Genomic DNA, 25,610 nt, shown 5'->3' with positions numbered 1-25,610 from the left:
AATCGGATTAACCTTAATTTGCAGCGCATTTTTATTGTCATTACGCGCTGGCTTTTTCCTGAATCTGTATTATGAAGACAATAAAAAAGCGCCTTTGAAGGCGCTTTTTAAAAAAGAGGCGTTAAACGCGATATTACAGAACGTGTACCGATGCCGTATTGGTCGTTCCGCTGGGTACCAGCGCACCTGAAACCAGCACAACAACATCACCTTTCTGAGCAAAACCGCTTTCCAGCGCCGCTTCTTTACCCAGGTGATAGAAATCATCGGTAGAGGCGATTTCGCTGACCATACGTGTCTCGATCCCTTTGCTCAGAATCAACTGGCGCGCCGTGGTGGCGTTGGTGGTCAGTGCCAGGATGGTTGCATTAGGGAAGTACTTACGCACGGCCTTGGCTGATTTACCGCCTTCTGTGGCGACTACAATCAGTGGTGCTTCCAGTTTTTCGGCTGTCTCAACGGCACCGCGGCAAACGGCTTCGGTAATGCGCAGCTTACGGCTGTCATTCTGTCCGTCGATGCGTGGCTTCATCACGCGGTCGGTACGCTCACAGATGGTCGCCATGATGGTGACCGACTCCAGCGGATAGCGGCCTTTCGCGCTCTCGCCAGACAGCATCACCGCATCCGTTCCATCCAGAATGGCGTTAGCCACGTCGCCAGCTTCAGCGCGGGTTGGACGCGGGTTCTTGATCATGGAATCCAGCATCTGCGTCGCGGTGATGACAACTTTGCGGGCTTTATTACATTTTTTAATCATCATCTTCTGCGCGAAGATCACTTCTTCAACCGGGATTTCAACGCCCAGATCGCCACGCGCAACCATGATGCCGTCAGAGGCTTCGAGGATTTCGTCGAAGTTATTCAGGCCTTCCTGGTTTTCAATCTTGGAGATGATTTGAATGTTTTCGCCACCGTGCTGCTTCAGGTGTTCACGAATTTCCAGCACGTCTGAGCGTTTACGAATAAACGATGCTGCAACAAAATCCACGCCTTGCTCACAACCAAAAATCAGGTCGCGTTTGTCTTTCTCTGCCAGGGCAGGCAGCTGGATGGAAACGCCAGGCAGGTTAACGCCTTTGTTTTCGCCCAGATCGCCGTTGTTCAGCACTTCACACACAACGCTGTTCTCAGTGACTTCGGTGACCTGCATGCCGATCAGACCATCGTCGACCAGTACAGTGTTACCAATTTTGAGATCGTTCGCGAAGCCTGAGTAGGTCACGGCAACACGCTCGTTGTTACCAATCACGCTCTGGTCGGTGGTAAAGGTAAAGGTTTGACCGGCTTTCAGTGACACATCGTTGCCACCTTCCAGCTTCATGGTGCGGATTTCCGGCCCTTTGGTATCCAGCAGGATAGCCGCAGGAATGCCGGTTTTTTTCGTCACGGCACGCATGTTGGTAATACGCTGACCGTGTTCTGCATAGTCACCGTGAGAGAAGTTAAGACGCATGACGTTCATGCCTGCTTCAAGCAGCTGAGTCAGCATCTCTTCGGATTCGGTTTTTGGGCCGATTGTACAAACGATCTTAGTCTTTTTCATGACGGGTTATCTGTAAGTTGTGATGGATGAAAAACAGGATTTCGATGACAGTGCACCGAAATGAGAACTCTGGTTGAAATCGAAAAGGGCAGTACAGGATAAGAATAGGTGACGAAGGCCAGGCGTGCAGGGAAGTTGCGTGGTTAGCTTGGTTAACCACCGGGACGTTGTTGCGCAAACAATCTTTATTATCGTCATAAGCACGTAGTCGCTGAAACCTTTCAAGTAGGACAACGCGGCCAGTATAATCACTAAGTATGCGAAAACCAATCGAAAAACAGTACGTAAAGGTAATGTAAATCAAGAAAAGGGTTGTTGCGCAAAAGAAGAAAGGACGTAAAAAGAGTGGTGCGCTCTAATGGACTCGAACCATCGACCCCCACCATGTCAAGGTGGTGCTCTAACCAACTGAGCTAAGAGCGCATATCAAATTTGGTGCGTCCGAGTGGACTCGAACCACCGACCCCCACCATGTCAAGGTGGTGCTCTAACCAACTGAGCTACGGACGCACTTGGTGCGCTCTAATGGACTCGAACCATCGACCCCCACCATGTCAAGGTGGTGCTCTAACCAACTGAGCTAAGAGCGCAACACGCTGTCAGGGCGACAGCGGGGACGAATATTAACGGCAGCGTAAGAGGCTGGCAAGGGGAAAAACGCAAATTTGCCAATGAATGAACATCATCTGCGCGATGCGCCGTTTTTTTGAACGTAACGGGCCTTTTCGGGCCCGTTCAGCGAGTTAGCGAGACGCGCGCGTAAGAATTAATTCCGCAGGAAGTTGCTGCAAACGTCGCACGCGCCACAGCATCATGACGGCGGCCGACGTCAGGCCAACGATAAAACCGCACCAGAAGCCGGCTGGCCCCATGCGCGGCACCACCCAGTCGGTCAGTGCCAGGATGTAACCAGAAGGTAAACCCAGCAACCAGTAAGCGATAAAGGTAATGAAGAAAATCGATCGCGTATCTTTATAACCGCGCAAAATTCCGCTGCCGATCACCTGAATAGAATCCGAAATCTGGTAAATCGCAGCCAGCATCATCAGTTGCGCAGCCAGCGTGACCACCGCGGGATTGTCGTTATAAAGCTGGGCAATTTGATGGCGAAAGGTCACGGTAAAAATGGCCGTAATCACCGCCATGCTGACGCCAACGCCCTGCGCGGTCCACGCGGCGACCCGCGCCTGCTCTGTCGAGCCCTGACCCAGCCGATAGCCAACGCGAATGGTGGCGGCAACGCCCAACGACAGCGGCAGGACAAACATCAGCGAACTGAAGTTCAGGGCAATCTGGTGCCCGGCGACGTTAACAATCCCCAACGGCGAGACTAACAGGGCCACCACGGCAAACAGGGTCACTTCAAAAAACAGCGCCAGCGCGACCGGCAAACCCAACCCTGTGAGACGTTGCAGGATAACGCGTGAAGGCGCTGACCAGCGGCTCTCGACGCGAATGTCTCGCATACTGCGCATCCGTCGTACCCAAAAACGCATGCAGAAGAACATGGCCCAGTACACCGAGGCCGTCGCCACGCCACAGCCTACGCCGCCCAGCGCCGGCATGCCGAAATGGCCGTAGATAAAGATGTAGTTCAGCGGGATATTCAGCATCAGCCCAAGAAAACCCAGCACCATCGCGGGCTTGGTTTTGGATAGCCCCTCGCACTGGTTACGCATAACCTGAAAAAACAGGTAGCCTGGCGCGCCAAACAGCAGGGCATGCAGATAGCCCTCGGCCTTTTCTGCCAGCAGCGGATCGATATCATGCATCGAGCGGATAACATACCCGGCATTCCACAGCACCAGCATGATGAGCAGAGAAAGGAAAAACGCCAGCCAAAAGCCCTGACGAAGTTGTTCAGCGATTCGCTCACGGCGACCTGAACCATTAAGTTGCGCAATGGTGGGCGTCAATGCCAGTAAAACACCATGACCAAACAGGATGGCGGGAAGCCAAATGGACGTGCCAACAGCAACGGCGGCCATATCCGTGGCGCTGACGGCGCCGGCCATAATGGTATCTACAAATCCCATCGCGGTTTGCGCCACCTGAGCCAGGATAACGGGGATCGCGAGGGCCAGCAATTGACGCGCTTCTGTTAAATACTTCTGCACGTAAACACCTGACTTATCTGATTAATAAAGAAATGAGGACTGCTTCAGACGAAGCAGGGCTTAGTGTAACTGGCGCGACCGATTTCTCCAATCTTTGTCACGCAATGCGTTTTGGACTTGTGCCGCCTGTCTCTCAGGCTGTTGAAACCTAACACTTAAGCATGGCTGTGTTAAACTGGCACAAATTTCGTAGAGGCAAAGACTATGTTTACCGGTATTGTGCAGGGCACCGCAGAAATCGTGTCCATTGAAGATAAAGGTCTGTTTCGCACCCATGTGGCCAGGCTTCCTGCTGACCTGTTGCCGGGTTTAGCGCTGGGCGCATCGGTTGCCCATAACGGTTGCTGCCTGACCGTCACCAAAATCAACGGCGATCTGGTGAGTTTTGACCTGATCAAAGAAACTCTGCGCGTGACCAATCTTGGTGATCTCAAGCAGGGCGATGTGGTGAATATCGAGCGGGCGGCAAAATTCAGCGATGAAATTGGCGGCCACCTGATGTCCGGCCACATCATGACCACGGCTGAAATCTGCAAAATTGTCCGCTCTGAAAACAACCGCGAAGTCTGGTTTAAAATTCAGGATCCTTTGCAGATGAAATATATCCTGCACAAAGGATTTGTGGGCATCGACGGTATCAGTCTGACCGTAGGCGACGTGACCAAAACAAAATTCTGCGTTTATCTTATCCCCGAGACGCTGGAGCGAACCACTCTCGGCGCCAAAACCTTTGGCGACAGAGTTAACATCGAAATCGATCCCCATACTCAGGCTATTGTGGACACGGTGGAGCGCGTCCTGGCCCAGCGTGAAGATGCCGCGCTCAGGGCACTGGCAGAGCAGGCCGATCAGCCCGAAACGGATCGGGATTAACAGCGGTAAATAGCGGTAAATAACGCCAGCCGTGACCAAAGCGTTGCCCACAGGCCAGCAGGTTGCCGTGTCTCCCGCTGTTTTCCAGGACGACTGACGGCTGTGCAGTGTCAACTGCCCGGGCGAAAACGCCCGGCGTGAATGTGCTGCTGCCATGGACTGCGGTTTAAGATCGCCATTTTCCCGTCTGCGAAGGTGGGGGCAGACAGATAACGCGGCAACCGGGCTTACCGGCTGCCGTCCGCGTTCGGTCCGGACAGTATTGACCTTGCCACGGCGCGTCAACAGGCGCAATCATCGCGCCACCCGCAATCCACCCTCAACGCCACGGCTGAAGACAACCTGCCAGAGCTGAATCTCACGGGCGCGAAACGCACCGGCGCAGGCGTTCAGGTAGTAGGAGAACATGCGTCGGAAACGTTCTTCATAACGTCCGGCCAGGTCAGGCCAGGCACGCTGGAAACGCTCATGCCAGGCCATCAGCGTGGTGTCGTAGTCAGCGCCGAAGTTGTGCCAGTCTTCCATAATGAAATGCGGTTCGCTGACGTCGGCAATATGGCGTAAAGAAGGCAGGCAGCCATTCGGGAAAATATACTTGCCGATCCACGGATCGACGTGCATATCCGTTTTGAGCGCGCCAATGGTATGCAGCAGAAAAATCCCGTCCGGCTTGAGGTTGCGATTGACCGTGGCAAAGTAGGTTGGGTAGTTTTTCGGCCCCACGTGTTCGAACATCCCCACCGAGACGATGCGGTCAAACTGCTGATTCAGATCGCGATAATCCTGAAGCAGGATAGTGACATCCAGCCCTTCGCAGCGTTGCTGCGCCAGCTTTTGTTGTTCTGCAGAGATCGTCACGCCTTGTACGCTGACGCCATAGTTTCTTGCTGCATAAGCCGCCAGACCGCCCCAGCCACAGCCAATATCCAGCAAGGTCATACCGGGTTTCAGTTGCAGCTTGCGACAGATCATGTCCAGTTTGGCTTCCTGTGCCGCCTCAAGCGTCGTGGCGTCTTTCCAGTAGCCACAGGAGTATTGCATGTAAGGATCGAGCATCAGGGTAAAAAGGTCATTACCCAGATCATAGTGCGCTTTGCCGACTTGCCAGGCCCGTTTTTTCGACTGCAGGTTAACCAGGCGGGCCAGCGCAATGCGCACGATATCCTGCACGTGATGAGGAAGCTGCTCATCAAGCTTATGTTTCAACGCCCGATGAAAAAACATATCCAGCCTTTCGCACTCCCACCAGCCGTCCATATAACTTTCGCCCAGCCCCAGGGAGCCCTTTTGCAGGACGCGTTTAAAAAAATCGGGATGTTTAACCTGAATGTCCCATGGGCGGGAACCGTTGATTTCGATGTCTGCTTTTTGCAATAACTCATGAACGATACGGTACCAATGGTTTCGTTCGATATTCACTTCTGCTACACATGTTGAACTCATAGCCACTCCATCACCAGAACTGTCAGAACCTGAGAAAGAGCAGGAGCCGTTTCTCAGGATTATGAGAAAAGTCACAGATGACGCCTTGCGCCAGACAACCTTAAGCGTACAGAGAAAGGGTGCAATGCAGGGGCCAGCAGAGTGCATTTGCCCACAAAGACACCTTCACAGCGATGAGGCTGCGTCAAACATTGTTATTATGATGGTACGGCGAATCAGGGCCCGGCACAGGAGGCGCTGGCGGGCCCGTCACGTGTTGATCACTCAGACGACAAAAGTCGTTGCCTCAGTTATTATCCTGGCAGGGATGTGCCGTTGAGGCAATATCAGTTTGTGCGCCGGTGCGGCGCTGCATCTGATAGCCTGCCAGCGCCAGTACAATCGTCACCGCCATGATGAGCGTTGTGGTGAACAGCGCCTGGGTCAGGCCCGCCGAGACGGCCAGGCTGGCGACAAAGCACAGGCCCAGCTGCAGCGTGTTCTGCAGGGCGGCGGCTCTGCCGGTCGCATGGGGGAAGGGCAGAAGTGCACTGGATACGACGATGGGATAAATCGCCCCGTTCGCCAGCGCCATGCCGCAAAACGGCACCAGCAAAGCGGTGAGTGAAACCGAGCCTGACAGGGCGACGGCAAACAGGGCCAGTACGCTAAGGCTATAGACGATGAGCAGCCATGGCAGCAACTGCGCCCCTTTGAAACGGTTAAGGAGCGCACGGCAGCCAAAACCGCCGACTAAGAAAGCAATGGTCTGCGGAATATAGCTTAAGCCGATATCAGCAGGCGACAGGCCAATCGCTGCCAGAATAAACGGTGATCCGGTCAACCAGGCAAAAAAGCTGGCCGAGCAGGCAGAATACATCAGGACGTTACCGCTGTAGACGCGTGAACGCAGCAGCGTCATAAAACCGGGCTGTGACGGGGCCGGGCGGCGGGCTGTTTGTACCGATGGCAGGCGCAGCGTAATCAGGATCAGGGCCGCGGCAATCGCGGTCAGAACGACAAAAATTGAGCGCCAGTGAAATTGGCTAATCAGCCAGGCACCCAGCAGCGGGGCAAGCGCAGGAGACAGCGCGACCAGCGGCATAATAGTGGCAAAGACTTTATTCGCGCGCGACTGAGGATAGCGATCGACCACCAGGGCCTGCCAGCTCACGGCAGCCGCGCACACTCCGATGGCCTGAATGAAGCGCAGCACCAGCATCAGTACCACGTCGTCCACCCACAGCATCCCCGCACAACCCAGCGCAAACAGGCTCAGTCCTGCCAGCAATACCGGTTTGCGGCCAATACGATCTGACAGCGGTCCCCATACCAGCTGACCACAGGCAAAACCCGCCAGGAACAGGCTCATACTGGCGCTGATCATCCCGGCGGAGGTGTTAAAACTTTGCTGCATGGCCCCGAAGGCGGGCAGGTACATATCGGTGGCCAGAAAGCCCAGCATACTGAGCACGGCAAGATAGGGAATGAATCCTTTAGAAGCTGACATCTGATTCTCATTTTTTTGCAGGATAAACGCGGGGCAGTGTAAAAGCTGTACTTCATACTGTGAAACGGTAAAATTTGCCTGTTGCTGTTAAAAAATTTAAAGGCAGGATATGTGGTCTGAATATGCGCTTGAAGTGGTTGATGCGGTCGCGCGTGGCGGCAGTTTCAGTGCCGCGGCCCAGGAGTTACACCGTGTGCCTTCTGCCATAAGCTATACCGTTCGCCAGCTTGAAACCTGGCTGGCGGTACCGCTGTTTGAACGGCAGCACCGGGAGGTTGTTTTGACACCTGCGGGCGAACATTTTGTGCGAGAAGGCCGCAGCGTCATCAAAAAAATGGATGCCACGCGCCGTCAGTGCCAGCAACTGGCCAACGGCTGGCGAGGGCAAATCGCGATTGCGGTGGACTGCATTGTGAAACCGCACCGAACCCGTCAGTTCGTCAGGGATTTCTATCGCCACTTTCCGGATATGGAGCTTCACATCAGTTATGAAGTGTTTAACGGCGTATGGGATGCGCTGGCTGACGGAAGAGTCGAGGTCGCAATAGGCGCGACTCAGGCGATTCCGGTGGGCGGGCGGTTTGCTTTCCGCGATATGGGAACCCTGAACTGGCGCTGCATCGTCGCGCGGGAACATCCGTTAACCCAGGTCGCCCGGCTGGATGATGAGGCGTTGCGCAACTGGCCTTCGCTGGTGCTGGAAGACACCTCGCGCGCGTTACCGCGCCGTATGACCTGGGCTCTGGATAATCAACGCCGACTGGTGGTGCCTGAATGGCAGACCGGGCTGGACTGCGTCCGGGCCGGGCTGTGCGTCGCAATGGTGCCGGGGCACTTAGCCCGCCCGCTACTGGACAGCGGCGAAGTGACTGAACTTAACTTGCCCCAGCCTTTTCCAGAAAGTCCCTGCTGCGTCAGTTGGGCGGAAGATCGCGCATCACCGGCATTGGGCTGGTTGCTCAATTACCTGGGTGATGCGCAAACGCTCAATCAGGAGTGGTTGAGCGAGGATTAGCGACGGTAGTCGCGATAGGGACCGTAGCCTACAGAGCGTCGCTCAATCAGTGTCGGATGCACTTCGATGGTTTGCGACTCTTCACGCTTGCTGGTAATGCGGTCCAGCAGCATCTCCAGAGCCTTCTCCCCCAGTTGCGCTTTTGGCTGGTGCACGGTAGTCAGTGCAGGCGTGAAATAGCGTGCGTTGCGCACATTATCGTAGCCAATCACCGAAATATCCTGCGGGACGCGCAGGCCCATTTCATCGGCGGCACAGATAGCGCCCATGGCCATAATATCGCCACCGCAGAACACCGCGCTTGGGCGCTGCTTCTGCGACAGAATTTGCTGCATAGCCTGATACCCGGATTCAGGCTCGAAATCGCCCTGCACAATCCACTCTGAACGCGGCTGAATTCCGGCTTCTTCCAGCGCCTTGAGGAAACCGGCATGACGGCCACCACCGGTGTTACGTTCCATTTGCCCTGGAATGGCGCCAATATCGCGATGCCCGCGTTCGATGAGGTAGCGGCCGGCCAGATAACCGCCCTGAAACGCATTATCCAGCACCGTGTCAGTAAAATCGGCACGGGATTCGCCCCAGTCCATGACCACCATGGGAATATTGCGGTTGGCTTCCAGCATTTGCAACAAATCATCCGGGTACTCAGAACACATGACCAGCAGCCCATCGACGCGCTTCTGCGCCATCATCGAGAGGTAGGCACGCTGTTTTTGCAGGTCGTTATGCGCGTTGCCTAAAATCAGGGTGTAGCCTTTATCAAAGCAGTGATTCTCCACGGCTTCAATAATTTCAGCGAAATAGGGCGCCTCGCTGGAGGTGGCCAAAAGGCCCAGCGTTTTGGTGTGATTCACCTTCAGGCTGCGTGCTACGGCGCTGGGTGAATAATGTAATTCCCGAATCGCTTCCCAGACCGCTTCGCGGGTATCTTCTGCGACAAAGCGCGTCTTATTGATGACGTGAGAAACGGTTGTGGTAGAGACGCCTGCACGTTTCGCCACATCTTTAATTGTTGCCATGAAAATCGAACTCCCGGGCTTATCTAACCTGTTGATAAGCATGTTGTTAAACGTTTGCGTCAGCGGACGGTTATTTCTGCAAAAAAATCGTTTTTCTGACCGGTTATGGGGCATCGGGGCAGGAAATAACGGTTGAAAAGGGTGCTGACGCAACCGATGTTGCGCGCTGTTGCGCAACAAAGAGGGGATTCTAACAAGGCTGCACGGATAAAACGAGATTTTTACCCACGCGTGTGGGAAAATGCTTAACCCCTACTAAAATTGTGCCTAAGGAGTTGTGATGAGTACCGATCTGAAACTGTCATTGATGACCACGGCGGCTGCACTGTTGATGATTATTGCGTTCAGCTTTACCGCCATTCTGAACTAATAAAAAAGCCGGGAAGGTTTCCCTGTCCCGGCTGCGTTCCGTCGGTATGACGGAGGAGTGACGTTTAGCGAACGGTTTTTGGCGTCATGACGCGACGCGCACCAATATAGTGGCGCTGCCAGTAATCTTCGCTTAACGCACTGATTTGAATGTCCTTTCCGGTACGCGGTGACTGAATAAATTTACCGTTACCCAGGTAAACACCCACGTGGTCGGCCGTGCCACGTCCGTTGATGCGGAAAAACACCAGATCGCCTTTCTCCAGCGCTTCCCGATTCACCGGCGCGGCATCCCGCAGGTGATACATTTCATTTGCAGTACGCGGAATTTTAAATTTCACCACATCTTTGTAGGCGTACCACACCAGGCCGCTGCAGTCGAAACCGGTATGCGGCGATTTTCCGCCCCACTGGTAGCGCTTGCCCAGCTGTCCCATCAGTTTTGCCATCGCCGTTTCACGTGCTTTTTGATAGCGCTGACGGTGTGCGTTGCTCATTTTGATGGTGCCGGTATCCTTGCTGTCCGCTTTCGCCACCTTCACCGCGCGTTGATGACCATAGCGTTTCTTGCTGGTGGCATTGGCCGCCACTTTTTTTGTGAGCTTCTTGTGTGAATCAGTCGCTTTGGTCAGGGTTTTGTGAGAGGCAACCGCGTGAGAGGGATTTTTACTGGTTTTAAGCGTTTTGCTGGATTTCTGCTCTGCGGAGGAACGGCTTTTTTTCGCCGAAGCTTTAACCGTGCGTCGCTTGCGCCGCTCATCTTCGCGCGCACTTTTTTTCTCTACCTTATGCAAGCTGGCCTTAACCGGCGCCTGCGGTGATGCAGAGGCGACGTTAAAGAACAGTTGCGCAAAAGCCAGAATAAGAAGCGTAATAATTGAACGCATAGTCCGTTTACTGGTTAAGCTGTCAGGTTCAACAGATATCTGACAAGGTTAAGAAAAATCTGATCAACGATCAGCGCCGAAGACATTCTAGTCCAGTTTTTTTTAAAACAGTAAGTCCTTTTTTTATTAATTAATAACTTGGGTAAAAAGCAGGCATAAATAAGCAATTTCAGCAGGTTAACTCAGCAAAATTATTGCAAATTATTAATGCATTCACCTTTTGGGTCCCGATGAGCGGGTGGATAGCGCGCAAGCGGACTTAACAAACATGGCGGTTTGCCCTAACGGGAAGAAAATCTCATTTTCAGTCCTGAAGGGAAGTCGCTACAATAAAGAAACACGAAGTGACGAATTAAGGAAGGCAATAATGAGTACTGTAGAAAAAATTCAGCGCCAGATCGCAGAAAACCCGATCCTGCTGTACATGAAAGGTTCGCCGAAACTGCCAAGTTGCGGTTTCTCTGCCCAGGCGGTTCAGGCGCTGTCTGCCTGTGGTGAGCGCTTCGCTTACGTGGATATTCTGCAGAACCCGGATATTCGCGCAGAGCTGCCAAAGTATGCTAACTGGCCAACCTTCCCTCAGCTGTGGGTCGATGGCGAACTGGTTGGCGGCTGTGACATTATTGTTGAGATGTTCCAGCGTGGTGAATTACAACCGCTGGTCAAAGAAACCGCTGAGAAGTTTAAAGAAGCGGAATAATAAAAAAGGCCGACATCGTCGGCCTTTTCTTCGTTTAACGGGCGTTTACTCCGCCGCGCCCTGATCTTCTGTTGCCTCTTCCGCTAGAGCCAGCGGCCAGCCTCCCAGACGTTTCCAGCGATTGACCAGTTCGCAGAACAGCGTGGCCGTTTGCTGCGTGTCATACAGCGCAGAGTGCGCCTGACTGCTGTCAAATTCCATCCCGGCCGCTTTGCAGGCTTTGGCCAGTACCGTCTGACCCAGCACTAACCCGCTCAGAGCGGCCGTGTCGAAAGTGGCAAAAGGATGAAACGGATTCCGTTTCAGGCTGGCGCGTTCGGCGGCGGCATTCATAAAATTAAGATCGAAGGTGGCATTATGCGCCACCATGATCGCGCGATTGCACCCGGTATCTTTAATGCCTTTGCGCACCAGTTTAAAAATGGCATGCAAGGCTTCGTATTCGCTCACCGCGCCCCGTAACGGATTGCTGGGATCGATGCCGGTAAAGGCAAGGGCTTCCGGATGCAGCAGAGCGCCGACAAAAGGTTCAACATGAAAATGCAGTGTCTGGTCGTGATGAAGCCAACCCTCGTCATCCATTTTCAGCGTAATGGCCGCGACTTCCAGCAGCGCATCGGTTTGCGCATTGAAGCCCGCCGTTTCCACATCGATAACCACGGGATAGAAACCACGAAAGCGTTGATTGAGTGCGTTGGGGGAAGACGATTCAGACATCAGGATCTCATTGCAGAAAAAGGGCAGCGCGTAGTATGCCAAAAAAGCGCCCCGTCTGCAGCAGGCACAGGTAAGGGAAGCGAGAATCAGCCCGCGTTGCGCGGGCTGATGTTGACGGCTTAGCTGCCGAGGCCGTGTCCGGCATGTTTATTTTCGATCAGTTCGATTTTATAACCGTCTGGATCTTCAACAAAGGCAATGATCGTGGTGCCACCTTTGACCGGGCCGGCTTCACGCGTCACGTTACCGCCGTCGTTACGGATGCGCTCGCAGGTTGCGGCAACATCATCAACGCCCAACGCGATGTGACCATAAGCGTTACCGAGATCGTAGCTGTCAACGCCCCAGTTGTAGGTCAGCTCAATAACGGCACCTTCGCTCTCTTCGGTGTAGCCCACAAACGCCAGGGTATATTTATATTCAGCGTTTTCGCTTTGGCGCAGCAGGCGCATGCCCAGCACGCGAGTGTAAAAATCAATGGAGCGTTGCAAATCGCCAACGCGCAGCATGGTATGAAGTAAACGCATAGCTTCCTCTTTTGAAAAACGTCATCCCCGGATGACACAAACACTCAGTATAGCGACGATAATCGCCAAAGAATAACCGCAGCCGTGAAAGACTCACGGCTGCCTGCGTTTTACAGTGCAGGATAGTCAGTATAGCCTTCAGCGCCGCCACCGTAGAAGGATTCGGGACGCTGTGGATTCAGTGGTGCATCTTGTTGTAAACGCTGGGCCAGATCCGGGTTAGCGATGTAATCCCGACCAAAGGCAACGGCATCGATCAAGCCGCGGCTGATAAGATCATCCGCTTTCTCAACGGTGTAAGCGCCAGCGCCAATAATTACGCCCGGGAAGGTATCACGGACTTTCTGACGGAAGGCGTCGCTGTAAGGTGTACCGCCTGCCCAGTCAGGTTCTGACATATGCAGATAGGCAATCTTGCGTTTCGCCAGTTCAGCGATGTACCACAGTGCATCTTCTTCTTCGTTCGGGCCATTATCCAGGTTCTGGAAGCTGCCGACAGGAGAGACACGGATACCAACACGATCCGCTGACCAGTTGGCAATCGCGGCATCGACCACTTCAAGCGCAAAACGTCCGCGTTTCTCAACGCTGCCGCCGTACTCATCGGTACGCTGATTCGAGGACGGTGACAGGAACTGGTGCATCAGATAGCCGTGAGCGGAGTGCAGTTCCAGCATGTCGAAGTCTGCTTCCCGCGCATTGGCAGCGGCCTGACCAAAATCGGCAACGATTTGCTGAATTTCACTGATGCTCAGTTCGCGCGGCACTGAGGTATCTTCGCGATACACGCTGCCGTCTTCGGCACGCAGGGAAGTGCGTGTGCCTGCAGGAATCGCCGAAGGCGCAACCGGCGCTTTACCTTCCGGCTGGACGCTGTTATGTGAAATACGGCCGGTGTGCCACAGCTGTACGGCACTGTGTCCGCCTGCCTGGTGGATACCTTCGTTAATATTTTTCCACGCGGCGATTTGCGGCTGGGTGTGTAAACCCGGCGCACCCGCATAACCTTTGGCCTGGAAAGAAATCTGGGTAGCTTCGGTAATAATCAGGCCCGCCCCCGCGCGCTGACGATAGTATTCGGCCATCAACGGCGTCGGGATATCGCCTGGCTCAATGCTACGCAAGCGCGTCAGCGGGGCCATAAAGACACGATTAGGCACGGTAATTGCGCCAACTTTTAGCGGACGAAACAGCTGAGTACTCGCCATAACAACTCCTTTTAAGTAGACCGGTCGTCTACAAATTGTGGTTTTTTTAAACCAGTGGCGCTTTCAGCCACTGTTCGATGGTAATAAACGCCAGCCGCAGGGGCTGTGCCTTACGGGAAAGCTTGCTTTGCAAACTGGCACCGAGCCACAAGACATAGAGTAGCTCTGCCAGCTGTTCAGGCGGATGCGGCAATATCAGTCCTTCTTCCTGCTGTGCCGTCGTTAAGGCGCGGCTATAAGCCGCGATAACATGACTGGCACCGTGCTGCAGGGCACCGCGCATGGGTTCAGACAGGTCGCAAACTTCAGCCGACAGTTTCACACTCAGACAACCGACGATGTGCCCCTGTTGTTCAAACACCGCAAGCGCATGTCTGAAATGGTCTAACAATCGTTCTCTCACCGTGCCCGCTTGCTGAGACAACTGTTGCTCTACCTCATGCAGGTAGCGGACAAAGTAGCGCTCAAGCAGGGCAACGCCAAACGCTTCTTTTGACGGGAAATAGTAATAAAACGACCCTTTCGGAATGGCCGCCTGTGTCAGCAGCTGACTCAGCCCCATGGCGGTAAATCCGCGCTGCAGGCAAAGCTTCTCGCCCGTTATCAGCAGGTGTTCACGTGTTTCATGACGTTGTGGCATCTTGTTCATGGGCTTTATCCTGGTAGACCAATCGGTCTAATGCAAATTTTAATCGCGGGACAGGCACAGAGTGTTAAATCATCACGTATTGAAAGTGAATAAATCGTCCTTGTTGTGATTATTTCTTGCACAATCGCACCAGTCTGTCTTCAATAGAGGGATGCACGTTTTAGCGGGGGCAGTTGTGGCAGAGCAGCTTGAGTTTTTTCCGGTTCCCAGTCCATGCCGGAGTATTTGTCAGACAGATTCACGTGGCTATTGTCTCGGTTGCCTGCGCAGCCGCGACGAGCGTTTTAACTGGATGCGCTATACCGACAGCCAGAAACGTGACGTGCTGCGCCTTTGCCATCAGCGCCGCCTGCGTATGCTGCGTCAGCAGCATAAGGATGAGCCTCAGGAACCCCAGCAACCGACCTTGTTCTGACCCCCGCACGATTTCCGTTATACTCCCTGACAGACAACCAGCCGCTTTTGTGTCAAAGGGAGAACACGATGTTACAACCGCAAGCTATTGCGCCACAGGGCCCTCACTTTTCCCCGCTGATTATGGGCTACTGGCGCCTGATGGAGTGGGACATGACTCCACAGCAACGGGTCGCCTTTATTGAACACCATCTTTCACTGGGGATTTCCACGGTCGATCATGCCGATATTTATGGTGATTACCGTTGCGAGGCGGCGTTTGGTGAAGCATTAAAACAGGCACCCTCGCTGCGCCAGCGGCTTCAGATTGTCACGAAATGCGGCATTGCGACGCGCGCCAAACCCGAACATCAGATTGGCCATTACATCACCGATACCGCACACATTCTTGCCAGCGCAGAGCGTTCGCTGCAGGCTTTTCACACCGATTATCTCGACCTCCTGTTGATTCATCGGCCCGATCCCCTTATGGACGCCGATGACGTTGCCGAGGCGTTTCTTCAACTGCATCAGGCCGGTAAAGTGCTTCATTTCGGCGTGTCCAATTTTACACCTGCGCAGTTTGCCCTGTTGCAGTCGCGTCTGCCTTTTAGCCTGGTCACTAATCAACTTGAAATCTCTCCCGTTCAGCAAAACGTGCTGCTGGATGGTTCGCTGGATCACTGCCAGCAGCAGCGCCTGCGCCCTATGGCATGGTCCTGTCTCGGGGGCGGACGTCTGTTCAGCGATCCCCATTTCCAGCCGTTGCGCGACGAGCTGGCGCGGGTCCGAGAGGAGACAGGCGCATTCAGTCTGGAACAGGTCGTCTACGCGTGGGTGATGCGCCTGCCGAGCAAGCCGTTACCTATCATCGGCTCCGGCAAAACCCAGCGCGTCACTGAGGCGGCGGGGGCCGTGGATCTGTCGCTCAGTCGCCAACAGTGGTTCCGTATTCGTAAAGCAGCGCTGGGCTACGATGTACCCTGAGCGTAAACATTCGTCAATTTGCGGCAATCTTTGCGCACTGAGGCCAGGCTTAAGCTGAACCCAGAGCACTAAGGAGCCACAATGAAAGTGAAAACTATCGCGTTGTTGACGCTGTTAACCTGCGGAGCAGCCCAGGCCGCCAGTGAAGAGGTGACGATTCATGAGGTGTCGCCGCAGGGTATCGGCAAATCTGTTGGCACGGTGAAGATCGAAGAAACGCAATATGGTTTGCAGTTTACGCCCATGCTGGCGGGGCTAAAACCGGGCATCCACGGCTTCCATGTCCATGCGAAAGGCAGCTGTGAACCAGGTGAATCAGAGGGGAAAACGGTGGCCGCGGGCGCGGCGGGTGGTCATCTGGACCCGGATAATACCGGTAAACATCTCGGACCCTACGGTGAAGGTCACTTAGGGGACCTGCCAGCGCTCTACGTGGATGACCAGGGCAAGGCCAGCTATCCAGTGCTGGCACCCCGGATCAAAAACCTGAGTGAGATAAAAGGCAAGGCACTGATGGTTCACGTGGGCGGCGATAATCACGCGGATCACCCGAAACCGCTCGGCGGCGGCGGGGCCCGCTTTGCCTGCGGCGTAATCTGATCAGACAGTCTGGCGGCATCGGTTGCCGCCAGCATGGCTTTTCGTACGTTGAAGATTTGTTGTAGCATCATGCCTTCATTCCCCCCTATGATACTGATTCCCGTCATAAAGCCTGACAACCTGAGGAGCAGGGTAAATGAAATGGAAGGGCGCATGGTTACTGTGCCTGCTGCTGGCAGGCTGTGATAAACCCAATGATACGCAGTTGGTAACCGAAACCGGGCGAGAGCTTCAGCGTACCATTGATACCAATCCTGCACGGATTCGGTGTGAACATATCGCGAAAGGCCGTGAGCGGCTGAGTCGGGACGTGGTGCAAAAACTTGAAGCATCGCATTGCCAAAATGTTCTGCGTAGCGCCACGGAAACCAATTTCACAGATACCACGATCTATCACCACAATACGGTGATGATTTGCGGCGGCATCACGGGGAAAAGCTTCACTGGCACCTTCATTTCCCGGCGCTTTATTTTCTCCCCGGATGAAAAAGCGCTGGTTATTGAGCCGGTTTCTGAGGCGGATAAGACGCGATTCGAAGGACAAAAAACGGTACAGCAACTGCAGGATGATTTTAACCGCCAGCATCAGCAGTACTGTCAGTAGTCAGTCGGGAATGGCCTGTTTCAGCTGTTCCAGCGAACAACGTAAGCGCCACAACAATCCGGCAAGCGTTCCGGCTTCCCGGGTATTTTCCCTGATCGTTTCATCTGTCATCGTCTGTAGCGCATCCAGTGCCGCATCAAGTTGCCGGTGCTGAACACCGCGAAGGCTCATCACATGTTGCAGATCCTGCATCGCACGCTCGCGATACTGATTCAGAACTGCGGATTCGGTGGGCCAGTCGCGCAGCTGCCAGACGAGGTGTGAGCAGTTGAGCAAAACCACGCCCCAGCGCAGTAGCCAGACGCGCGCTTTTTCATCCCGACTGCTGCTGAGCTGGCCGATCTTGTGATAGATCAGCGACTCGAAGCGGTGTTGACTCAAATGGGGCCGGGGGCGAAGCTGATCGAGAAAAGCCATGCGCAGAGACTGAATATGGCGTCGGCTGCGGCGGCTATCCGAACTGGGGCGCAGCAGCTGAAACGCCAGCCAGGCGAGCAGTACGCCGCAAATTTTGGCGATATTGCTGTCAAAGAACGTTTGGTAGTCCCAGTCTGGTGGATTGGTCACGGCCAGAAACGATCCCAGAAAAACAATAAACTGTCCCCACATGGCGGCCCGCTGTTTCTGCTGCACCCGGAACAGTTGCAGGGTCAGCAACAACGGAAATAACACCGCCAGCAGTTGCCATAGTTGATTAAACTGCACCATCGGCCCGAATTTAAACACAAAGCTAAATGCAAACAGCCACAACAGCGTTTTCAGTAATAATGTAATGCTGCCTGTGGGTGAGGGAGCCGAGGCGTAAAGCACGCAGGCGATCGCCGTGAAGGTGAGCGCCGATGCGCCCGAAGACCACTGCGTCGTAATCCAGAATGCGCAACCCGCGACCACGACAGTAAAAGTGCGCAGTGTACTCCAGCCTGCCTCTGCGCTATCGCTCTCACTGGCCAGCGCAGATACGGCCGGTGGATGAAAGCGGGTATCCGCCTCGGCGTGCTCCAGCAGTCGTATCCAGCGCAATACGTTGAGGTACATCCAGCAGAAGTAGCGCAGCCGCTGACAGAACGCCCGCTGTCGATAATCCCCTTCGCTGGCAGGCGTAATCGTGCGCAACAACGCCGCGAGCCGATACTTATTGCAGTCGGGTTTGGCCAGTTCCTGCATGATAGCCTTCAGTACCTCAAACAGCGCCTCAGGTGCATCGGGCCAGTTCAGCAGCATACGACGAAGACTGGACAGCACGCTGGTCAGTCTCAGCTGCTGATGCAGGATGTAATTCAGCACGTTATTCTGGCGGCGAAAGCGATAATGGCTCCAGAAGGCCTGGATGCGTAATAAGTTCATGGTCAGGATCTGACCAATCACCGTTTCATGGGCGCTGCGTATCTCGTCATTACGGGTGTCCTGCAGCAGGCGCGTGGCATGTTCCAGCAGGCGGGCGTGCATCTGTTTTAGCGCGTGGATGAGTGCATCGCCGTCAGAGGTGCTGGGTAAGAGCATCATCATAAAGCCCGCGCACAGCAGCCCGGAAATCACTTCACATACCCGCGCCTGAGCAATCTCCCACAGGCTGGTGATGTCCGTCAGGTTGACACAGCTGAAGGCAATAATGGCTGCGGTATAACCCGCCAGCGAAAAACCATAGGCCACATTGTTTTGATAGTGGTTTGCCACCCAGGTGCACAGCGCCAGCCAGCCGGCAATATACAAGGTGAACAGCCAGGGCTCGTTTAACGTATGGCCGGCAATCAACAGCGCAGCGGCCGCCCCCAACAGGCTGCCCACGATGCGGCCCAGGCTTTTACTGATCACGCCGCCAAGGGTAGGAAAACTTACCACTGCTGCTGAGGTCATGGCCCAGTAAGGCTCGTCCAGGTTCAAACCATAGGCAATGCTCAGCGCAAGGCACATCGCGCCTGCATTGCGTAACGCATAGCGCCATTGACTGCGATCCGCCTTTACCCAGGGAAGGTTTCCCCAGGCCAGCCCGTTGAGATTCATGGTGCTATCGTAATCGTGCAGGTTGTACCGGCGATCAACAGCGCGCGATCGGGAAGCGATGTGAGGCGGATACGGACAGGGACACGTTGCGCCAGACGAACCCAGGGCACGTTCGGTTTAATATCCGGCAGTAAACCGTTATCCGCCTCCAGGCTTTGATCGTAGATAGCCCGCCCGATGCTTTCTACCTGACCGGTCAATTGCGCGCCGCTGCTGTAAAGCACCACGTTGGCAGCGGCGCCAGGATGAATGTGGCGCAGCTTGGTTTCTTCAAAGTAGCCCACGACGTAGTAAGAGTGGCTGTCGACCAGGGCAAAAAGCGACGTACCGGCGCTGGCGTAGTTGCCAGGGCGCAGGGTTAAATTACTCACCCAACCGTCCGTGGGGGCGGTGAGGGTGGTTTGCTGCAGGTTCCATTGCGCCTGATCACGCTGTGCCTGTGCCGCCTTCACGCTGGCCAGTGCGGCATCGGCGTTCAGACGGGCAACATCCAGATCTTCACCTGAAATGGTATTGCGCGGCAGCCGGCTTCGCCTGCTGAACTCGTTTTGCGCTTTAGCGAGATCGGCTTTTGCCTGGCTAAGCTGCGCATCGGCTTTATTCAGATCGATTTGCCAGGGGACGGGGTCCAGCGTCAATAACGTTTCGCCTTTGTGAACAAACTGATTATCTGTCACCTTCAATGCCACAATGCGTCCTGAAATCTGCGGCGTGATATCCACTAACTCGGCACGCACTTTTCCATCTCGTGTCCAGGGTGACTGCATGTAGTAATTCCAGGCCCACCAGGCACTTAGTAGCGCAAGGGTAAAAACAATCAGCGTTGAAAAGTACTTTAATCCGGAAAATTTCATCGTTTTCATCCGTGATCCATCAGCCAGAGTGAGGCCGTCACGCACAGCACAAATAAGGAAAGATCAAACAGTGTGGGATGCCAGACGTCGCCAGAGGCGAGCCAGCCGCGCAGCAGTGGGTGAATCAGCAGCCAGAGAAAAAAACCGGCCAGCACCGCTTTAAACAGGGGAGGAAAGTAAAGTGACGCACCGAAAATCAGTTCCGTAAGTGGGTGAACACTGAGAAATCCGTTGCTGATGATATCCATTATGGGGATGCACTCTGGAACAGGTTAGTGAAATATTTTCAGCCGAAACTGTCTACTTAGTGATTAGTAATTTAACTTCCGGCTTGCAAAATACTATACAATGCAGCCTGATAGCTAGCCGACTAATTATAAGGAGATAACATGGATACCCCACTCGGAACGGACCTGTCCAGACTGGTGCGCATCTGGCGGGCTCTGATCGATCAACGCCTGAAGCCACTCGATTTAACCCAAACGCATTGGGTTACGCTGCACAATATCCATCAGTTACCGCCTGAGCAGTCACAAATTCAGTTAGCCAAAGCCATCGGTATCGAACAACCTTCGCTGGTCAGAACCTTAGATCAGCTTGAAGAAAAAGGGCTGATTACCCGAACCACCTGCGCACATGACCGCCGTGCCAAACGCATTAAGCTGACACAACAGGCCGAGCCGGTTATTCAGCAGGTCGAACACGTGATTGACATTACCCGTGACGATATTCTCACCGGTATCAGCCGCGATGAGATCAATCAGATGGTGTCGCTGATTGCGCGCCTTGAGAAGAATATTCTCGAACTACAGAACAAAGAAAAGTAATACCGACGCACAGTGCCAGTCACCGGCGTCGGTGGGTTACTGTATTAGCGTGGAGAAACGGTGACCTGGCTGCCATCGGTCGCCATCGCTACGCGCTGTCCTACAGAGTAACGGCTGGCGGCCTGTTTCTGCACCACCATAATGGTGTTGCCGTCATCCTTGCGGATTTCCAGTTCAACACCGTCTGTTTTGTTCATCGCACCTTGCACGCCCTGGCCCGCAACGCCACCCAGTACGGCACCGCCGGCTGTTGCCAGGCTGCGTCCCGCACCGCCGCCAATCGTGTTGCCCAGGAATCCACCCAGTACGGCACCACCGATAGCGCCAATGATATTGCTGTCATCGCCGCCCTGAATTTTAACCGGACGTACGGACACTAAGGTACCGTATGAAACGCTCTGGACCTGTTTGGCTTCACTGGCGCTGTAGGTATCGCCCGACAACGTATCGGTATTGCTACAACCTGCAAGCATCACTCCAGTCAAAGCGACCACAATTACACGCTTAATCATTTGAAAACTCCTTTATTCAAGAATGCGCCTATCTCTCGCGAAATCCTGTAAACAGTATAAGACAGAAAACTGGAGAATTGACCTTTGCCGGTATAAAACATGGCTGACGCCAGCATAGACCGTTAAATTTTAACAATGATTCAATCGATGAGAAAAAAAGTTCCAAGGCGTTAACTCACAGGCAATTTATTGATTAAAAACAAATTAATCATGGATTTAACCGCAATTTTTTGTCAGGCTTAACGCGCGTAACACCATTTTCACCTTAATGAAAAGGAACGGCTATGAAATCAGGACGCTACATCGGCGTGATGTCGGGCACCAGTCTTGATGGTGTGGATGTGGTTCTGGCGGCCATTGACGAAAATATGGTGGCTCAGCAGGCCAGCTACTGTCATCCCATGCCACCGGATTTGCGTCAGGCTATTCTGGCCATTTGCCAGGGACAGGCCCTGACGCTATCGCAGTTAGGACAGCTTGATACGCGGCTGGGGCAGCTGTTTGCTGAGGCGGTATTGACCCTGATGCGCCGTGAATCCCTTGAAGTTGGCGATATCACGGCGATCGGTTGTCACGGGCAAACCGTATGGCATGAGCCACAGAGCGCAGCGCCGAATACGCTGCAAATTGGCGATCACAATCAGATTGTTGCCGCGACCGGCATTACTGTCGTGGGGGATTTCAGGCGGCGTGATATGGCGCTGGGCGGGCAGGGCGCTCCGCTGGTGCCGGCCTTCCATCAGGCCTTGATGATGGATGCCACCGAACGTCGCATGGTGCTGAACATCGGCGGGATTGCGAATCTCTCCTTACTCATCCCGGGGCAGCCTGTTCGCGGGTTTGATACCGGGCCTGGCAATATGCTGCTTGATGCCTGGATATGGCGTAATCAGGGCAAAGCTTACGATAAAGATGCCCAGTGGGCGCTGAGTGGCAAAGTCAGTCATGCCCTGCTTGATACGTTGCTGCGCGAGCCCTGGCTCGCGTTGCCGCCGCCTAAAAGCACCGGGCGGGAGCTGTTTAACCTGGGCTGGCTTGAACAACATCTGCGTCATTTTCCCGGCATCGCCGCACAGGACGTTCAGGCTACGCTTAATGAATTTACCGCCGTCAGCATCGCGCAACAGGTGCAACTCAATGACGGATGCGATCGTTTACTGGCCTGTGGTGGGGGAAGCCGCAATCCGTTACTGATGGCGCGACTGGCGGCGCATCTTGCGGGTACCGAAGTGACGACAACCGATACGATCGGTATCAACGGGGATGATATGGAAGCGCTGGCGTTTGCCTGGCTGGCGTTTCGCACCCTGTCCGGCCTGCCCGGAAATTTGCCTGCGGTCACAGGCGCACGCGAAAAAAGCGTGATTGGCGCCATTTATCCCGCCAATCCGTTGTTCATGCGACAGGGGAAAGGGGACTGAATCTGTCCCCTTTTAGAACAGCGTAAAACGAATCAGGCCACGCCAGGCAGATGCGTTAACTTGCGCACGCCCGTGATGACGGTTGCCACGATGGTTTCACGCCGGGTAATGACTTCAACCTGGTAGTATTTGCTGCGATAGGCAATTGAATAGATAACCGGATGGTATTTATTTCCCTCACCATAACGAGACATATGGGCTTCCAGCGCGCGCGAGGCGGCAACGATATGGACGGGTTCTTTATCACCGCGGATGATTTGCTTCATTCAGTCCCTCAAATGCTATACCTGTGGGGCACGCCTTAACAGGCGCGTTGCGTCGGTCTTTAACACTGAACATCTGACTGCTTAACATCATCGATAATTTAAAAAACAGCGTGCACGTCTAATATTGCAGCGCAATGACACAATCTGAAACGTGCTACTAATATTTAGCAGCACGTTTTATGTCCGGCAAGAGAGAATGAAAATTTATTGTGTTGCGGGAGCCAGGGTTTATTTAAGCTCGGGCCAGGAAACGGAAGATACGCCATTTAATTTCGGCCAGGAAAACAGGAATCCCTGAAACTGTGAAATGCCGGCGGCTTCCAGCCACATCCACTCTTCGGGCTGTTCAATCCCTTCTGCAATCACGGTAATTTCCAGCGATGAACAACATTTTAAAATCGCGTGGACGATAGCCTGCTTCGGGCCACTCTTGTGCACGTTACTAATAATACTGCGGTCGATTTTAATTTTATCGGGCTGGATCTGGGTAAGCAGTGATAACCCGGCATAACCCGCGCCAAAATCATCGAGCGCGACGCTGATACCGGCGGCTTTGAGCTGTTTCAGCGCGGCGGCAAATTCGTCAGGACGAGAGATGATCTCATTCTCGGTAAACTCAACGACAATTTGCTCCGGCACCAGCTGGTGGGCATGAATTTCCGTCAGCAGAAAGTCGACCGCGTCGGGAACAAGCACCAGCGACATCGGCAGCAGATTGATCGACAGCACCATATCATCCAGGCCGAGCGCCTTTGCCTGTGCAAAGGCCGTGCGTTTAGAGTGCAAATCGTTGCGGTAGATATCATCCGGATCAAGGCGGGAAAAATAGTGCTGTTGCGTTTCACCCTGATTGCCGCGAAGCAGCGCTTCAAGGGAAACAATTTTGCGTGCAAAGGGATCAATAATGGCCTGAAAAGCAAAATTTACGCCTTCCTGATTCAGCATGGCAACATCACCTTCGCGGGTTTCGGCCTCATCCTGAATAAAATCCCAGCTGTCTGCTGAGGGAATTTCAAAATAATTTTCTTTCTCGCGCGCTTCAACAAAGGTACGCAAGAATTTAAGCGCCCGATCTTCATAGGTCAGCTGGTATTTGGTGGTGCCTTTTTCCAGCACCGCATTAAGCACCGTGGTTTTATCGTATTGCCGCAGGTCAAACAGCTCCATGCCCACGTTGCCGAAACGTCGCGCAGGGGCATAATCGCGCATTAATTCCACAATATTATGATGGCTGGTATCGCGGCAAATACGTTCGTAAACCGCCAGCACATCACGTTCAGGACCTTCAAGGAGCTGAAAAAAGTGGGTGCCATTAAACAATAAAATACCGGTGACGCTGGATGATTCATTAATTTTGTTAGCCTTGGTGACTAATCCCTCCAGCATCTTAAGCGGAACATGGTCAGCGATGTGACTGCGATAGATAATTGTAGACAACATGAAGTCTTCCAGATTCTTGTTTTTTTACCGCACACATTGCCAGATCGCTTATCAGGCGGAGCCTAATCCTGCTGTAATACCATCGCAAAATGTGTCCTTGCCGTGCATTTCTCCAGCACGGCACAGGGGGCGCTTACCTGTGATGTTCCGTTGTCACAGAAGGTTTAACACGATCGATCCATGGGGTGGATAACAGACCATGGCGGGGGCAAACAGGTTTTTTATTATTCTGTTCATTACCAGCGTGTTACGCATTGTTTCTATTATATCAGCACTTCAGTGGTTAGGTATTGAATAGACGTATCTTTTTTGCAGGTTATGGTCCGTTAATAAATGACACCGATGAGTATTATTCTCAGGTTACCTGGGGTAATCAAATTATCCTGGTTCCCTGACTGCTGCCCTTGAAAAGAAAACAGCAGTAGCCTGATTTGGCATGTTTTTTTAACCAAAATGTCGAAGAAGAGAGGTAAACACAATGATTAAAGTATCAACTCTGATCTTGCACCTGGCGCCTTTTTCAGCAGCCAGAGTCTGATAAGATGCTAACGTAAGTCAGTGACCCCGCTGCGAATAAATCTCAAAACCCCTGTTTTGTCATTATCCCTGTGGTTTTAGGGATAATTCTCAGCTAGGGTTAACAACGCTACATTATTAAATAAAACCTTACATCACTCTTTTTATCGTCCTGATTGACACAGCGACCAGCAGGGGCAGTCCTATGCTTAAATCAAGCTACTATTACGTATGTCCTTTTACCCGAGGCGGATGGATAATTCATAAAGAAGGTTGTAGCCAGCTGGATAACAGCCGTGGACGTGAATTTATCGGTTCACTCTACACCCGGCAACAGGCCTTAACGGTCGCGAAAATCCATCATCCGGATGCGATTCTCTGCACCGCCTGCCTTAGCCCTTTCGTCTGTCCCACTGCCGGGCGGAGTCTGGCATCGCACAATCGGGCCATGCCGACGCGACATACACCTAAGTCTTCCTGAATATTACGGACGTCAGCGCCGACGTTACGCGCGGCGGAGATATCGGTTTACTGCGCCTGAGGCGTGAGCGCGATATAAAGAAATAATGTGTGAAGGTGAAATAATAATAACCGCGAAGAAGGGTGCACATTATTACCTGGTTAACA

The 25,610-nt window shown here is 53.5% G+C and carries 27 protein-coding genes and 3 tRNA genes; 11 read left to right on the top strand and 19 right to left on the bottom strand.

Annotation, left to right across the window (positions count from 1 at the left end):
* Window positions 1-133: 133 nt before the first annotated feature.
* The 5 genes from pykF to NXS97_RS03805 all read right to left on the bottom strand — a co-directional run bounded on the left by pykF (window position 134) and on the right by NXS97_RS03805 (window position 3,663).
* Complete coding sequence (pykF, locus tag NXS97_RS03825; protein WP_013025600.1) at window positions 134-1,546, bottom strand: pyruvate kinase PykF; 1,413 nt, start codon at window positions 1,544-1,546, stop codon at window positions 134-136.
* Window positions 1,547-1,892: 346 nt separating this feature from the next.
* Window positions 1,893-1,969: transfer RNA gene (locus NXS97_RS03820), tRNA-Val, on the bottom strand.
* A 10-nt stretch (window positions 1,970-1,979) separates the two neighbouring features.
* Window positions 1,980-2,056 (bottom strand) — tRNA-Val (locus NXS97_RS03815).
* Between the two features lie 3 nt (window positions 2,057-2,059).
* Window positions 2,060-2,136, bottom strand: a tRNA-Val gene (locus NXS97_RS03810).
* A gap of 153 nt (window positions 2,137-2,289) precedes the next feature.
* On the bottom strand, window positions 2,290-3,663 hold the full coding sequence (locus tag NXS97_RS03805; RefSeq protein WP_014605958.1) for an MATE family efflux transporter: 1,374 nt from the start codon (window positions 3,661-3,663) through the stop codon (window positions 2,290-2,292).
* Window positions 3,664-3,867: 204 nt separating this feature from the next.
* Here NXS97_RS03805 and NXS97_RS03800 point away from each other — a divergent pair, with 204 nt between their 5' ends.
* Window positions 3,868-4,536: a riboflavin synthase subunit alpha gene (locus tag NXS97_RS03800; RefSeq protein WP_116219701.1), complete on the top strand. Its 669-nt coding sequence runs from the start codon at window positions 3,868-3,870 to the stop codon at window positions 4,534-4,536.
* A 294-nt stretch (window positions 4,537-4,830) separates the two neighbouring features.
* On the opposite strand, the gene cfa is transcribed toward NXS97_RS03800, so the two are convergent.
* Together cfa and punC are read right to left on the bottom strand one after the other, a co-directional pair.
* Window positions 4,831-5,979 (bottom strand): cyclopropane fatty acyl phospholipid synthase, encoded by a 1,149-nt coding sequence (gene cfa, locus NXS97_RS03795; protein WP_024471835.1) that lies wholly within the window; start codon window positions 5,977-5,979, stop codon window positions 4,831-4,833.
* 286 nt (window positions 5,980-6,265) lie between these two features.
* Window positions 6,266-7,468, bottom strand: coding sequence for a purine nucleoside transporter PunC (punC, locus tag NXS97_RS03790; RefSeq protein WP_116219702.1), 1,203 nt, complete (start codon window positions 7,466-7,468; stop codon window positions 6,266-6,268).
* Between the two features lie 109 nt (window positions 7,469-7,577).
* On the opposite strand from punC, the gene punR reads away from it, so the two are divergent.
* Complete coding sequence (gene punR, locus NXS97_RS03785; RefSeq protein ID WP_013025606.1) at window positions 7,578-8,483, top strand: DNA-binding transcriptional activator PunR; 906 nt, start codon at window positions 7,578-7,580, stop codon at window positions 8,481-8,483.
* On the opposite strand, the gene purR is transcribed toward punR, so the two are convergent.
* Complete coding sequence (gene purR / locus NXS97_RS03780) at window positions 8,480-9,505, bottom strand: HTH-type transcriptional repressor PurR (RefSeq protein WP_014605954.1); 1,026 nt, start codon at window positions 9,503-9,505, stop codon at window positions 8,480-8,482. The two genes, punR and purR, sit on opposite strands and share 4 nt — an antisense overlap.
* Window positions 9,506-9,785: 280 nt before the next feature.
* On the opposite strand from purR, the gene NXS97_RS03775 reads away from it, so the two are divergent.
* A complete protein-coding gene (locus tag NXS97_RS03775; RefSeq protein ID WP_019105306.1) occupies window positions 9,786-9,875 on the top strand; it encodes a YnhF family membrane protein in 90 nt (29 codons plus the stop codon).
* 64 nt (window positions 9,876-9,939) lie between these two features.
* Here the strand turns inward: NXS97_RS03775 and NXS97_RS03770 are convergent, their stop codons facing one another.
* Window positions 9,940-10,761 carry a C40 family peptidase gene (locus NXS97_RS03770; RefSeq protein WP_014593610.1) on the bottom strand — a complete coding sequence of 274 codons (822 nt, stop codon included), beginning with the start codon at window positions 10,759-10,761 and terminating at the stop codon, window positions 9,940-9,942.
* A 364-nt stretch (window positions 10,762-11,125) separates the two neighbouring features.
* Between NXS97_RS03770 and NXS97_RS03765 the strand changes: the two genes are divergently transcribed.
* Window positions 11,126-11,461 carry a Grx4 family monothiol glutaredoxin gene (locus tag NXS97_RS03765; protein WP_170934913.1) on the top strand — a complete coding sequence of 112 codons (336 nt, stop codon included), beginning with the start codon at window positions 11,126-11,128 and terminating at the stop codon, window positions 11,459-11,461.
* A 45-nt stretch (window positions 11,462-11,506) separates the two neighbouring features.
* Here NXS97_RS03765 and rnt read toward each other — a convergent pair whose 3' ends face one another.
* The 4 genes from rnt to NXS97_RS03745 form a co-directional block, all read right to left on the bottom strand.
* Window positions 11,507-12,178, bottom strand: a complete 672-nt coding sequence (gene rnt, locus NXS97_RS03760; protein WP_029569947.1) for a ribonuclease T — start codon at window positions 12,176-12,178, stop codon at window positions 11,507-11,509.
* Between the two features lie 119 nt (window positions 12,179-12,297).
* Window positions 12,298-12,705, bottom strand: coding sequence for a lactoylglutathione lyase (gene gloA, locus NXS97_RS03755; RefSeq protein ID WP_013025612.1), 408 nt, complete (start codon window positions 12,703-12,705; stop codon window positions 12,298-12,300).
* A gap of 110 nt (window positions 12,706-12,815) precedes the next feature.
* The gene (locus tag NXS97_RS03750; protein WP_014605951.1) at window positions 12,816-13,913 is read right to left on the bottom strand and encodes an alkene reductase; all 1,098 of its coding nucleotides are present in this window, start codon (window positions 13,911-13,913) and stop codon (window positions 12,816-12,818) included.
* 46 nt (window positions 13,914-13,959) lie between these two features.
* Window positions 13,960-14,562, bottom strand: a complete 603-nt coding sequence (locus tag NXS97_RS03745) for a TetR/AcrR family transcriptional regulator (RefSeq protein WP_259231713.1) — start codon at window positions 14,560-14,562, stop codon at window positions 13,960-13,962.
* 175 nt (window positions 14,563-14,737) lie between these two features.
* Here NXS97_RS03745 and NXS97_RS03740 point away from each other — a divergent pair, with 175 nt between their 5' ends.
* The 4 genes from NXS97_RS03740 (at window position 14,738) to NXS97_RS03725 (ending at window position 17,146) form a co-directional block, all read left to right on the top strand.
* Window positions 14,738-14,977, top strand: coding sequence for a DUF1289 domain-containing protein (locus NXS97_RS03740; RefSeq protein WP_071785158.1), 240 nt, complete (start codon window positions 14,738-14,740; stop codon window positions 14,975-14,977).
* A gap of 68 nt (window positions 14,978-15,045) precedes the next feature.
* The gene (locus NXS97_RS03735) at window positions 15,046-15,942 is read left to right on the top strand and encodes an aldo/keto reductase family oxidoreductase (protein WP_116219703.1); all 897 of its coding nucleotides are present in this window, start codon (window positions 15,046-15,048) and stop codon (window positions 15,940-15,942) included.
* Window positions 15,943-16,023: 81 nt separating this feature from the next.
* On the top strand, window positions 16,024-16,542 hold the full coding sequence (gene sodC / locus NXS97_RS03730; protein WP_014605947.1) for a superoxide dismutase family protein: 519 nt from the start codon (window positions 16,024-16,026) through the stop codon (window positions 16,540-16,542).
* A gap of 136 nt (window positions 16,543-16,678) precedes the next feature.
* The gene (locus tag NXS97_RS03725; protein WP_014593614.1) at window positions 16,679-17,146 is read left to right on the top strand and encodes a hypothetical protein; all 468 of its coding nucleotides are present in this window, start codon (window positions 16,679-16,681) and stop codon (window positions 17,144-17,146) included.
* Here the strand turns inward: NXS97_RS03725 and NXS97_RS03720 are convergent, their stop codons facing one another.
* From NXS97_RS03720 to NXS97_RS03710, 3 genes are read right to left on the bottom strand one after another with little or no spacing between them, the layout of a single operon-like run.
* A complete protein-coding gene (locus NXS97_RS03720; protein WP_116219704.1) occupies window positions 17,147-19,147 on the bottom strand; it encodes an FUSC family protein in 2,001 nt (666 codons plus the stop codon). It lies immediately after the preceding gene.
* Window positions 19,144-20,001, bottom strand: a complete 858-nt coding sequence (locus tag NXS97_RS03715; protein WP_200287022.1) for an HlyD family secretion protein — start codon at window positions 19,999-20,001, stop codon at window positions 19,144-19,146. The genes NXS97_RS03720 and NXS97_RS03715 overlap by 4 nt, the downstream gene beginning before the upstream one ends.
* A 5-nt stretch (window positions 20,002-20,006) precedes the next feature.
* The gene (locus NXS97_RS03710; protein WP_013025621.1) at window positions 20,007-20,249 is read right to left on the bottom strand and encodes a DUF1656 domain-containing protein; all 243 of its coding nucleotides are present in this window, start codon (window positions 20,247-20,249) and stop codon (window positions 20,007-20,009) included.
* Between the two features lie 141 nt (window positions 20,250-20,390).
* Between NXS97_RS03710 and slyA the strand changes: the two genes are divergently transcribed.
* Window positions 20,391-20,828 carry a transcriptional regulator SlyA gene (gene slyA / locus NXS97_RS03705; protein ID WP_013025622.1) on the top strand — a complete coding sequence of 146 codons (438 nt, stop codon included), beginning with the start codon at window positions 20,391-20,393 and terminating at the stop codon, window positions 20,826-20,828.
* A gap of 44 nt (window positions 20,829-20,872) precedes the next feature.
* Here slyA and slyB read toward each other — a convergent pair whose 3' ends face one another.
* Window positions 20,873-21,340, bottom strand: a complete 468-nt coding sequence (slyB, locus tag NXS97_RS03700; RefSeq protein ID WP_013025623.1) for an outer membrane lipoprotein SlyB — start codon at window positions 21,338-21,340, stop codon at window positions 20,873-20,875.
* 284 nt (window positions 21,341-21,624) lie between these two features.
* Here slyB and anmK point away from each other — a divergent pair, with 284 nt between their 5' ends.
* The gene (gene anmK, locus NXS97_RS03695) at window positions 21,625-22,761 is read left to right on the top strand and encodes an anhydro-N-acetylmuramic acid kinase (RefSeq protein ID WP_014605944.1); all 1,137 of its coding nucleotides are present in this window, start codon (window positions 21,625-21,627) and stop codon (window positions 22,759-22,761) included.
* Between the two features lie 32 nt (window positions 22,762-22,793).
* Here anmK and NXS97_RS03690 read toward each other — a convergent pair whose 3' ends face one another.
* Window positions 22,794-23,027 (bottom strand): DUF4060 family protein, encoded by a 234-nt coding sequence (locus tag NXS97_RS03690; RefSeq protein ID WP_006119000.1) that lies wholly within the window; start codon window positions 23,025-23,027, stop codon window positions 22,794-22,796.
* A gap of 228 nt (window positions 23,028-23,255) precedes the next feature.
* On the bottom strand, window positions 23,256-24,467 hold the full coding sequence (locus NXS97_RS03685; RefSeq protein WP_014593617.1) for a diguanylate phosphodiesterase: 1,212 nt from the start codon (window positions 24,465-24,467) through the stop codon (window positions 23,256-23,258).
* A gap of 721 nt (window positions 24,468-25,188) precedes the next feature.
* Between NXS97_RS03685 and NXS97_RS03680 the strand changes: the two genes are divergently transcribed.
* Window positions 25,189-25,464: a hypothetical protein gene (locus NXS97_RS03680; protein ID WP_116219706.1), complete on the top strand. Its 276-nt coding sequence runs from the start codon at window positions 25,189-25,191 to the stop codon at window positions 25,462-25,464.
* Window positions 25,465-25,610 lie beyond the last annotated feature (146 nt).

The sequence above is a fragment of the Pantoea sp. B623 genome (assembly GCF_024814475.1).
Taxonomy (GTDB): domain Bacteria; phylum Pseudomonadota; class Gammaproteobacteria; order Enterobacterales; family Enterobacteriaceae; genus Pantoea; species Pantoea ananatis.
This window is presented reverse-complemented; position numbering and strand designations above follow the sequence as displayed.